Source organism: Rhodococcus sp. NPDC059968, from assembly GCF_042738615.1.
Taxonomy (GTDB): domain Bacteria; phylum Actinomycetota; class Actinomycetes; order Mycobacteriales; family Mycobacteriaceae; genus Rhodococcus_F.
In genome coordinates, this window is the sequence record NZ_JBHWUE010000041.1 from 84,136 (window position 1) to 94,381 (window position 10,246).

The following is a 10,246-nucleotide window of genomic DNA, read 5'->3' on the forward strand; positions in this document are numbered from 1 at the left end:
GCCAGGAGGATCTTTGCTTTCCGCCTTCGTCTCGGCCCTCAGGACCCCGGACCTGAGGCGGAAGATCCTCATCGCGCTTGGTCTCGTCGCGCTTTATCGCATCGGCGCCGTGATTCCGTCGCCGGGCGTCGACTACGCCAACGTCCGATCCTGTGTCGATCAGCTGTCGGGCGGCGATTCCGCGGGTATCTACTCGCTGATCAACCTGTTCTCCGGCGGCGCACTGCTCCAGCTGTCCGTGTTCGCGATCGGCATCATGCCGTACATCACGGCCAGCATCATCGTCCAGCTGTTGACGGTCGTCATCCCGAAGTTCGAGGAACTCCGGAAGGAAGGCCAGTCCGGCCAGGCGAAGATGACGCAGTACACGCGCTATCTGTCGGTCGCCCTGGCGATCCTGCAGGCCACCGGCATCGTGGCGCTCGCCTCGCGTGGCCAGCTGTTGCAGGGCTGCCAGGAAGAGATCATCGCCGACAAGAGCATCTTCGGTCTCGTGATCATCGTGCTGGTGATGACGGCCGGCGCTGCGCTCGTCATGTGGTTCGGTGAGGTCATCACCGAGCGCGGCGTCGGTAACGGCATGTCGCTGCTGATCTTCTCGGGTATCGCGTCCCGCCTGCCGTCCGAGGGCAAGGCCATCCTGGACAGCCGCGGGGGACTGATCTTCGCGATCATCTGCGTCGCGGCACTCGCCATCATCGCCGGCGTCGTCTTCGTCGAACAGGGGCAGCGGCGCATTCCCGTGCAGTACGCCAAGCGCATGGTCGGCCGCAAGATGTACGGCGGTTCGTCGACGTACCTGCCGCTCAAGGTCAACCAGGCCGGCATCATCCCGGTCATCTTCGCGTCGTCGCTGCTGTATCTGCCGAACCTCATCGCACAGCTCACCGGTGCCACGTCATCCGCCGACCCCAGTTGGTGGCAGCGGATCATCAACGAGTACCTGGTAAATCCGAACAACCCGGTGTACATCGTCATCTACTTCGCGCTGATCGTTTTCTTCGTGTTCTTCTACGTCGCGATCACGTTCAATCCGGAAGAGCGCGCCGACGAGATGAAGAAGTTCGGCGGCTTCATCCCCGGTATCCGCCCGGGTCGCCCCACCGCGGACTACCTGAATTACGTGCTCAACCGCATCACCGTTCCCGGCTCGATCTACCTCGGCCTGATCGCGGTGCTGCCCCACTTCTTCCTGTCCGGAAGCCAGACCTCCAGCAGCATCTTCGGTGGTGCGGCTGTGCTGATTCTCGTCAGCGTCGCCCTGGACACGGTCAAGCAGATCGAAAGTCAATTGATGCAACGTAACTACGAAGGGTTCCTCAAGTGAGACTTGTCCTCCTTGGTCCTCCCGGTGCAGGCAAGGGCACCCAGGCCGCGATTCTGTCCGAGAAGCTCGGCGTCCCCCACATCTCCACGGGCGATCTGTTCCGCGCGAACATCGGCCAGGCCACCCCTCTCGGCCTCGAGGCGAAGAAGTACCTGGACGCCGGCGACCTGGTTCCCAGCGAGATCACCAACAACATGGTGAAGGCCCGCGTCGGCGAACCGGACGCGGCCAACGGATTCCTCCTGGACGGCTTCCCCCGGACCGTCGACCAGGCTCAGGCGCTCGAGGCGATCCTCGCCGAGCTGAACACCAAGCTCGACGCAGTGCTGTCCTTCATCGTCGACGAGGACGTCGTGGTCGAGCGGATGCTGGCCCGTGGCCGCGCCGACGACAAGGAAGACGTCATCCGCAACCGCCTCCGGGTGTACCGCGAGGAGACCGCGCCGCTGCTGGACTACTACAAGGACCAGCTGGTGACCGTCGACGCCCTGGGCGAGGTCGACGAGGTCAACGCTCGCGCACTGGCAGCGCTGGGTAAGTAATGGGCTTCGGGCGTAAGCGCAAGGTCGTTCCGTTCCGGACCGCCGGCGAGCTCGACGCGATGGCGGCCGCCGGTGCCATCGTCGGTGCGGCTCTGGTGGCGGTCCGCGAGGCGGCGAAGCCGGGTGTGAGCACGCTCGAACTCGACGAAGTGGCGGAATCGGTGATCCGCGACGCCGGCGCCGTGCCGTCGTTCAAGGGCTACCACGGGTTCAGTGGATCGATCTGTTCGTCCGTGAACGATCGTGTGGTGCACGGGATTCCCTCGGCGGAAGACATTCTCGCCGAGGGAGACCTCGTCTCCATCGACTGCGGCGCCATTCTCGACGGCTGGCACGGCGACTCTGCGTGGACTTTCGGTGTCGGAGACATCATCGAAGCGGACCAGCAGCTCAGCGAGGCCACTCGGCTGTCCATGGAGGCGGGGATCGCGGCAATGCTTCCCGGCAACCGCCTCACCGACATCTCCCACGCCATCGAGCTCGGCACCCGCGCCGCCGAGGTCGCGCACGACCGCAAGTACGGCATCGTCGACGGCTACGGCGGTCACGGCATCGGCCGGGAAATGCACATGGAACCGTTCCTCGCCAACGAGGGCGCTCCGGGCAAGGGGCCGCAACTAGTGGTTGGCTCCGTTCTGGCGATCGAACCGATGCTGACCCTCGGCACCACGGATACCGTTGTCCTCGAGGACGATTGGACCGTCGTCACCACCGACGGCACCCGTGCCGCGCACTGGGAGCACACGGTCGCCGTCACCGAGGACGGGCCGCGCATCCTCACCCTGCGTCCGTAGTAGCCGCCGACTTCGGGTACGGGCTTACACGTCGATCAGCAGCGTCACCGGGCCGTCGTTGACGAGGCTGATCTCCATGTGTTCGCCGAACACGCCGGTCTCGACGGTCGCGCCCAGCTCGCGCAGGGCGCTGGTGAACTCGTCCACCAGTGGTTCCGCCACCGGCCTCGGCGCCGCGGCGGACCAGGACGGGCGCCGGCCCCGGCGGGTGTCCGCCATGAGCGTGAACTGACTGGCGACGAGCACCGGGGCATCGAGGTCGGACGCCGACTGTTCGTTCTCCAGGATGCGCATGGTCCACACCTTCTTCGCGAGCAGAGCCGCCTTCGCCTCGTCGTCCGTATGGGTGACACCGACCAGGACGAGCAGCCCGTGGCCGCCGGCCGGGGGAGTGATCCGGCCGACCTCGTCGCCGTCGACGCGGACCGACGCGGACGTCACTCGCTGTACCAGGGCACGCACGCACACCATCCTTCGAGTCGTGGCAGGTGGGGTCTCGGAAGTCGAATTCTCGCGGGCGGGCGGGTCCGCCAGGGACCGCATTTGGCCTGGTGAGCAATTTCCCGTAACATGGATCAACGGTGCGCTATGCGTGCCGGTTGTTTGCGTGCCCAGTGCCGGATTCGGTCCGGATTGTTCATGTTTCGGCCGGCGAAGAACCCATCGGGCGCCACGGTAACGGAAACAGATGCAATAAGCACGCCAAACAACATGGATCGCGGAGGATATGGCTAAGAAAGACGGGGCCATCGAGGTCGAGGGACGAGTAGTCGAGCCGCTGCCCAATGCGATGTTCCGCATTGAGCTCGAGAACGGCCACAAAGTTCTCGCCCACATCAGCGGAAAGATGCGTCAGCACTACATTCGCATCCTCCCGGAAGATCGCGTTGTCGTAGAGCTCTCGCCCTACGACTTGTCGCGCGGACGCATCGTTTACCGGTACAAGTAAAAGCTTCCCCGCCCGACCAGGTCGGGGAGAAGTACGTCCGCTGCGGATCTGCGTAGTGGGCTGCCACAAAACAGGAGATCAGAAGACGTGAAGGTTCAGCCGAGCGTCAAGAAGATCTGCGAAAAGTGCAAGGTGATCCGTCGTAACGGCCGGGTCATGGTGATCTGCGAGAACCTGCGCCACAAGCAGCGTCAGGGCTAGATCTCCGCTTTTCGAGGATCTGCTTGGCAACAAGCAAAGATGACCTCCCAGCACCAGCCAGTACCCACGGCTCTCGAGCAGGTACTGGTTCACCCCCGGCACGGAGGCCGGGGCCCCACTGAGTTAGTTGAAGCATCGTCGGTCGCGAGACCGCCGACGTTTGAAGAGGCACAGGGGATGGACTGGGAGCAGACCTCCGCACACCGATAGGAATGCCGACATGGCACGACTCGCAGGTGTCGATCTTCCCCGTGAAAAGCGGATGGAGATCGCACTTACTTACATCTACGGCATCGGCCGTACCCGCTCCAAGGAGATCCTGGACGCCACCGGCGTCAGCCCGGATCTGCGGAGCAAGGATCTCTCGGACGAGGATCTGGCCAAGCTCCGCGAGTACATCGAGGAGTCGCTGAAGGTCGAGGGTGACCTTCGCCGCGAGGTCCAGGCCGACATCCGACGCAAGATCGAGATCGGCTGCTACCAGGGCCTGCGCCACCGTCGTGGTCTGCCCGTGCGTGGTCAGCGCACCAAGACCAACGCCCGCACCCGTAAGGGTCCGAAGCGCACCATTGCAGGCAAGAAGAAGGCGAAGTAATGCCCCCCAAGTCACGTGGCACCGGTCCGAAGAAGACCCAGAAGGCGCGTCGCAGGGACAAGAAGAACGTCCCGCACGGCGCCGCTCACATCAAGAGCACGTTCAACAACACCATCGTGTCCATCACGGACCCCGCCGGAAACGTGATTTCCTGGGCGTCCTCGGGACACGTCGGCTTCAAGGGTTCGCGTAAGTCGACCCCGTTCGCCGCTCAGCTGGCCGCCGAGAACGCAGCCCGCAAGGCGCAGGAGCACGGCGTCAAGAAGGTCGACGTCTTCGTCAAGGGCCCCGGCTCCGGCCGTGAGACCGCGATCCGCTCGCTTCAGGCTGCAGGCCTCGAGGTCGGCACCATCTCCGATGTCACCCCCCAGCCGCACAACGGCTGCCGTCCGCCCAAGCGGCGTCGGGTCTAGCGGGAAGGATAGGTAGAAAAAAATGGCACGTTATACCGGACCCATCACCCGCAAGTCGCGTCGTCTGCGCGTCGACCTCGTTGGAGGCGACCAGGCGTTCGAGCGTCGTCCCTACCCGCCGGGCCAGCACGGCCGCGCGCGGATCAAGGAGAGCGAGTACCTGCTCCAGCTGCAGGAGAAGCAGAAGGCTCGCTTCACCTACGGCGTCATGGAGAAGCAGTTCCGCCTGTACTACAAGGAGGCGAACAACCGCCCCGGTAAGACCGGTGAGAACCTGCTCCGCATCCTGGAGTCGCGTCTCGACAACGTCGTGTACCGCGCCGGACTGGCTCGCACTCGCCGCCAGGCCCGTCAGCTGGTCACCCACGGCCACCTCCTTGTGAACAACAAGAAGGTCGACATCCCCAGCTACCGCGTCTCGCAGTACGACATCATCGATGTCAAGGACAAGTCGCTGTCGACGCTTCCCTTCCAGGTCGCGCGCGAGACCCAGGGCGATCGCCCGATCCCGGGTTGGCTGCAGGTTGTCGGTGGACGTCTCCGGGTTCTGGTTCACCAGCTTCCCGAGCGTGCGCAGATCGACGTTCCTCTGCAGGAACAGCTCATCGTCGAGTACTACTCGAAGTAGGCCTGACGGCTCGTGCGCCTTTCCGGTAGTTCCGACTACCGGAAAGGCGCACGGGCACGAAGTGCCTTTCCCATCGTGAGCGTCAAATAGCGGACGCCCGTACAGGAGGAACTCCAATGCTCATTTCTCAGCGACCCACGCTGACCGAAGAGGTCATCGCTGACAACCGCTCGAAGTTCGTCATCGAGCCCCTCGAGCCAGGCTTCGGGTATACCCTCGGCAACTCGCTCCGCCGCACGCTGCTCTCGTCGATTCCCGGCGCTGCTGTCACCAGCATCCGCATCGACGGCGTTCTGCACGAGTTCACCACAGTTCCCGGTGTGAAGGAAGATGTCACCGACATCATCCTGAACCTCAAGGGCCTCGTCGTGAGCTCCGAAGAGGACGAGCCGGTCACCATGTACGTTCGCAAGCAGGGCCCCGGCGCTGTGACTGCAGGCGACATCGTGCCCCCGGCCGGCGTCACCGTGAACAACCCGGATCTGCACATCGCCACCCTGAACGACAAGGGAAAGCTGGAGATCGAGCTCGTCGTCGAGCGCGGTCGCGGCTACGTCCCCGCCGTCCAGAACAAGGCGTCCGGCGCCGAGATCGGCCGTATCCCGGTCGACTCGATCTACTCGCCGGTGCTCAAGGTCACCTACAAGGTGGAGGCCACCCGTGTCGAGCAGCGCACCGACTTCGATCGGCTCGTGCTCGATGTGGAAACCAAGAACTCCATCACCGCTCGGGACGCGCTCGCTTCGGCGGGCAAGACCCTGGTTGAGCTCTTCGGCCTGGCCCGTGAGCTGAACGTCGAAGCAGAAGGCATCGAGATCGGACCCTCGCCCGCCGAGGCCGATCACATTGCTTCGTTCGGACTGCCCATCGAGGACCTGGACCTGACGGTCCGTTCCTACAACTGCCTCAAGCGCGAAGGTGTTCACACCGTCGGTGAGCTTGTCGGCCGTACCGAGTCCGATCTGCTCGACATCCGCAACTTCGGACAGAAGTCCATCGACGAGGTGAAGGTCAAGCTGCATTCGCTCGGCCTGGCCCTCAAGGACAGCCCCGCGTCCTTCGATCCCACCACCGTTGCCGGCTACGACGCCGCCACCGGGACGTGGAGCGACACGGACGCCGGTTCCTTCGGTGATGCCGAGGGCACCGAGGACTACGCCGAGACCGAACAGCTGTAGCTCACGGTCCTTTACTAGGAGATCATCATGCCCAAGCCCAAAAAGGGTGCCCGCTTCGGCGGGTCGGCTTCGCACCAGAAGGCGATCTTCGCCAATCTGGCTACCGCGCTCTTCGAGCACGGCCGCATCACCACCACGGAGTCCAAGGCCAAGGCCCTGCGCCCGTACGCCGAGAAGCTCGTCACGCACGCCAAGGCCGGAACCCTGGCTCACCGTCGCGAGGTTCTGAAGGTCATCCGCAACAAGGATGTCGTGCACACCCTGTTCGCGGAGATCGGCCCGTTCTACGCCGATCGTGACGGCGGCTACACCCGCATCATCAAGACGGTCCCCCGCAAGGGCGACAACGCGCCGATGGCGATCATCGAGCTCGTCAAGGAGAAGACCGTCACCTCCGAGGCCGACCGCGCTCGTCGCGTGAAGGCATCGAAGGATGCGCCGGCTGCTGCTCCCGCCGAGGAGAACGTCGTCGAGGCCGTCGAGGCCGAGGCAACGGACGCCGAGGTCGAGAACGCTGACGCCGTCGTCGAGGCCATCGAGGACGAGACCGCCACCGCGGCCGACGCCCCCGAGGCCGAAGAGGCCAAGAAGGACTAGTCCACTTGGCTTCGGCACACGCTGAATCGAACGAGCCCGTCGTCCCCCCGAGGGACGGCGGGCCCGTTTCGTATGAGACCCGTCGCTTGCGCCTCGACATCGCCTACGACGGAACCGAATTCTCCGGGTGGGCCCGCCAGAACGCGTTGCGCACAGTGTGCGGGGAGATCGAGGAGAAGCTCAGCGCCGTCATGCGCACGCCGCTGCAGCTCACGGTGGCGGGGCGCACCGATGCCGGCGTCCACGCCACCGGTCAGGTGGCGCACGTCGACGTTCCGGTCGACGCCCTTCCTGACGACCCGTCCCGGCTCGTCCGCAGGCTCGCGCGGTTCCTGCCGAAGGACGTGCGGATCAAGCAGATCTCTCTCGCGCCGGAACACTTCGATGCACGGTTCTCCGCGATGCGCAGGCACTACGAGTACCGCCTGACGTCGGCGGCCTACGGCGCCGATCCGCTCCGAGCCCGGGACACCGTCTCGTATCCGAAGGTCCTGGACCTCGAACTCATGTGCACGGCGTCTTCGACGCTCCTGGGATTGCACGACTTCGCGGCGTTCTGCAAACGCCGGGAAGGCGCCACCACCGTCCGCGATCTCCAACGTTTCGACTGGGAGCGCGACGGCGACGTGTTCACGGCCTTCGTCAGCGCCGACGCCTTCTGCTGGTCGATGGTGCGCAGTCTCGTCGGCGCGGTTCTCGCCGTGGGTGAAGGACGTCGCGACCTCGGCTGGATCGAAGGACTCCTCCGCGAGAAGTCGCGGTCGAGTTCGATCCTGGTGGCCCCGGCGCACGGACTGTCCCTGGTGCGCGTCGACTACCCGGACGACGCGGATCTGGCGGCACGCAACAAGATCACCCGAGACGTTCGGACCGTGCCGGGCGGCTGCTGCGGCGACTGATCAGAGCCCGCGGCGTCGATCACCACCGCGGTCGCGGAGGCACCAGCACCTACGATGGCTCCGGAAGAGAAGGAGCGTGTTCATGACCGCAGTCGCACCCGTCCGGATCGAGATCATCATCGGATCCGTCAGAGTGGGTCGGATCGCTCCCGTCGTCGCCGGCTGGTTCGCCGAACGCGCTCGCGCCTACCCAGGACTGGACGCGGGCATCATCGATCTCGCCGAGACGCCGTTGCCACAGGATCTCGGCGCATCCCCGGTGACGGACGAATTCCGGGAGCGAGTGGGCCGAGCCGAGGGGTTCGTGGCCGTCACCTCCGAGTACAACCACGGTTACCCTGCGGCGCTGAAGACCGCGTTCGACAGCGTCAAACACGAATGGCGCTCGAAGCCCATCGGGTTCGTGTCGTACGGCGGGTTGGCCGGCGGACTCCGAGCCACCGAACAGCTGCGTCAGGTGGTGGCCGAATTGCACATGGTGTCGGTGCGACAGAGCGTGAGTTTCCACCGGGTGCGCAAGCGATTCGACGACCAGGGGCAGACGACCGACGGCGCCGCCATCGACTCGGCGGACCGCATGCTGGCGCAGCTGGCGTGGTGGGCCGACGCGGTCCGTGTTCAGCGCGGGACCACCCCGTACCCCGGCTAGTACTGGTGGACCGGCCGGTACTCGGCCGCGCGAGGCCGGCCGATGAACGCCGTCTCGGAGGAGATCGTGACCAGCATCAGTTCAATGCTCGTCCCTCCGGTCGACAGAAGAATGCGGTCGCCCAGCGCATCCGGCTGGACGATCGACAGGTCCGGTTCGGCACCGGGCCACTGGCTCGGCTCACCGTGGAGGTAGATCGCGGTGACCCCGGCGCGGGGCGGCAGCGCGTCGACGCCGTCGAACACGACGGTGTTGAACCTGTTGTCGGACTGCGGATTGTGGCCCGCGATGCGCAACCGGTCGGGTGTGGCGATGGAGTCGATCAACGAAGACCACGCGTCGGGCCGATCGATGTGAATGAGCACCCGAGCGCCGGTCGCGACGGCGCGGAACACCAGTTGCTGTGCGAGATACAACTCGCCCGCCACGTAGACCATGCCGACGCCGGAACCTGCGATGCGGGCGGTGATTCCGTGACCGTAATCGTCGGAGCCGATGAGCTGGCCGCACCCCGCTGGGGCAACTGCAGCGCACGCAGGTCCTCGACGACATGTCGGTCAACGGCATCATCGGGCTCGACGGGATGAGAGGCGTCGCTGGCCAATCGGGAAAGATGTTGTGGGAGAGCGTTACTGGTGAGGTGCGGCGTGGCTACAAGGATCGCGGTTCAGGTCTCGAGGGGGCGGCGGGCTGAGCTGGGCCGGATGCTCGAACGCGGCCGAGGGCGGGTTCACGATGGTGCGGGTGGTGTGGCGAGATCGATTGGCCCGATTCGCCGGTGGCGTGGAGGGGCGGTTCTTGTCGTAGGTCGGCGTTACTGTCGAGATCCTGCGATACGCAGGACGACACATCGCTGGGGGAGGAGTTGATGGATGACGTCAGGGCGGTGCTGGCATCGTTGTCCGGCCGGTTCTCTGGGCTGCAGTCGACATGGAATCGCCACCGGGGCTGTGGCGCCGCCGACCGGGTCGGGCGACTCTGTGTCGGCGGGTTTCGCTCGGGGAGTCCGGCGCCAGCTTACCGCACACTCACGCCGCACCGACGGGGCGCCGCCGACCCGATTGCGGATCACCGACGTCCAGGGACCACCCCAGATCGCGGTAATGGCCCGACTGTCCGCTGCCGATCGGCAGCTCGCGCAGATCACCGTGGCGGGCCGTGAGCTGGTGTTGACGGTGAAGCTGCCGACCTGCCCGGCCCCGGTGGGGCGGGCGCAGTGGCGCTGTATCCGGCTGACCGCCACCATCCCCGAACACCTGCACGGCAGGGCGATCACCGACTGGCATCTGCCGACCCTGGTCCTCGACCGCCGAGGCCTGCTGTGGCAGTGCGCCGCGACCGAACTCGTCCCCGCAGCCGACCCGAAATCGGCCACCGTGGCGGTGGGGGTGGATTGGTCTCCGTCCACGCTCGGTGCCGCCGCCATCACCGCCGACAGCCCTGAGGGGCTGTTGTCGGATTACCGGGGCTGGAC

14 protein-coding genes and 1 pseudogene are annotated in these 10,246 nt (G+C 65.4%); 13 read left to right on the forward strand and 2 right to left on the reverse strand.

Features of this window, described 5'->3' with window-relative positions; genetic code table 11:
• The first annotated feature begins 13 nt into the window (after positions 1 to 13).
• The 3 genes from secY to map are packed head-to-tail and all read left to right on the forward strand — an operon-like array spanning position 14 to position 2,663.
• On the forward strand, positions 14 to 1,327 hold the full coding sequence (gene secY, locus ACFWAY_RS28600; RefSeq protein ID WP_378512974.1) for a preprotein translocase subunit SecY: 1,314 nt from the start codon (positions 14 to 16) through the stop codon (positions 1,325 to 1,327).
• Positions 1,324 to 1,869: an adenylate kinase gene (locus ACFWAY_RS28605; protein WP_009479373.1), complete on the forward strand. Its 546-nt coding sequence runs from the start codon at positions 1,324 to 1,326 to the stop codon at positions 1,867 to 1,869. Before secY ends, ACFWAY_RS28605 begins: the two co-directional genes overlap by 4 nt.
• Positions 1,869 to 2,663, forward strand: a complete 795-nt coding sequence (map, locus tag ACFWAY_RS28610) for a type I methionyl aminopeptidase (RefSeq protein WP_378451965.1) — start codon at positions 1,869 to 1,871, stop codon at positions 2,661 to 2,663. Before ACFWAY_RS28605 ends, map begins: the two co-directional genes overlap by 1 nt.
• A gap of 24 nt (positions 2,664 to 2,687) precedes the next feature.
• Here the strand turns inward: map and dtd are convergent, their stop codons facing one another.
• The gene (dtd, locus tag ACFWAY_RS28615) at positions 2,688 to 3,125 is read right to left on the reverse strand and encodes a D-aminoacyl-tRNA deacylase (protein ID WP_378451966.1); all 438 of its coding nucleotides are present in this window, start codon (positions 3,123 to 3,125) and stop codon (positions 2,688 to 2,690) included.
• A gap of 265 nt (positions 3,126 to 3,390) precedes the next feature.
• On the opposite strand from dtd, the gene infA reads away from it, so the two are divergent.
• The 9 genes from infA (at position 3,391) to ACFWAY_RS28660 (ending at position 8,772) form a co-directional block, all read left to right on the forward strand.
• Entirely contained in the window at positions 3,391 to 3,612 is a 222-nt protein-coding gene (infA, locus tag ACFWAY_RS28620) for a translation initiation factor IF-1 (RefSeq protein ID WP_003418601.1), read from the forward strand.
• Positions 3,613 to 3,699: 87 nt separating this feature from the next.
• The gene (gene rpmJ / locus ACFWAY_RS28625; RefSeq protein WP_003938068.1) at positions 3,700 to 3,813 is read left to right on the forward strand and encodes a 50S ribosomal protein L36; all 114 of its coding nucleotides are present in this window, start codon (positions 3,700 to 3,702) and stop codon (positions 3,811 to 3,813) included.
• Between the two features lie 220 nt (positions 3,814 to 4,033).
• Entirely contained in the window at positions 4,034 to 4,408 is a 375-nt protein-coding gene (gene rpsM, locus ACFWAY_RS28630; protein WP_005239677.1) for a 30S ribosomal protein S13, read from the forward strand.
• Positions 4,408 to 4,821, forward strand: coding sequence for a 30S ribosomal protein S11 (gene rpsK / locus ACFWAY_RS28635; protein WP_009479376.1), 414 nt, complete (start codon positions 4,408 to 4,410; stop codon positions 4,819 to 4,821). The genes rpsM and rpsK overlap by 1 nt, the downstream gene beginning before the upstream one ends.
• A 22-nt stretch (positions 4,822 to 4,843) precedes the next feature.
• Entirely contained in the window at positions 4,844 to 5,449 is a 606-nt protein-coding gene (rpsD, locus tag ACFWAY_RS28640) for a 30S ribosomal protein S4 (RefSeq protein ID WP_005239683.1), read from the forward strand.
• Positions 5,450 to 5,565: 116 nt separating this feature from the next.
• The gene (locus tag ACFWAY_RS28645; protein WP_005239684.1) at positions 5,566 to 6,627 is read left to right on the forward strand and encodes a DNA-directed RNA polymerase subunit alpha; all 1,062 of its coding nucleotides are present in this window, start codon (positions 5,566 to 5,568) and stop codon (positions 6,625 to 6,627) included.
• A 27-nt stretch (positions 6,628 to 6,654) separates the two neighbouring features.
• Positions 6,655 to 7,224, forward strand: coding sequence for a 50S ribosomal protein L17 (gene rplQ / locus ACFWAY_RS28650; protein WP_005239685.1), 570 nt, complete (start codon positions 6,655 to 6,657; stop codon positions 7,222 to 7,224).
• A gap of 86 nt (positions 7,225 to 7,310) precedes the next feature.
• Positions 7,311 to 8,123, forward strand: coding sequence for a tRNA pseudouridine(38-40) synthase TruA (gene truA / locus ACFWAY_RS28655; protein WP_378512975.1), 813 nt, complete (start codon positions 7,311 to 7,313; stop codon positions 8,121 to 8,123).
• Positions 8,124 to 8,205: 82 nt separating this feature from the next.
• Entirely contained in the window at positions 8,206 to 8,772 is a 567-nt protein-coding gene (locus ACFWAY_RS28660) for an NADPH-dependent FMN reductase (protein WP_378512976.1), read from the forward strand.
• Here ACFWAY_RS28660 and ACFWAY_RS28665 read toward each other — a convergent pair.
• On the reverse strand, positions 8,769 to 9,209 hold the full coding sequence (locus ACFWAY_RS28665; protein WP_378512977.1) for a hypothetical protein: 441 nt from the start codon (positions 9,207 to 9,209) through the stop codon (positions 8,769 to 8,771). The two genes, ACFWAY_RS28660 and ACFWAY_RS28665, sit on opposite strands and share 4 nt — an antisense overlap.
• 486 nt (positions 9,210 to 9,695) lie before the next feature.
• Here ACFWAY_RS28665 and ACFWAY_RS28670 point away from each other — a divergent pair.
• A pseudogene (locus tag ACFWAY_RS28670) lies at positions 9,696 to 10,246 on the forward strand (transposase); the annotation flags it as partial.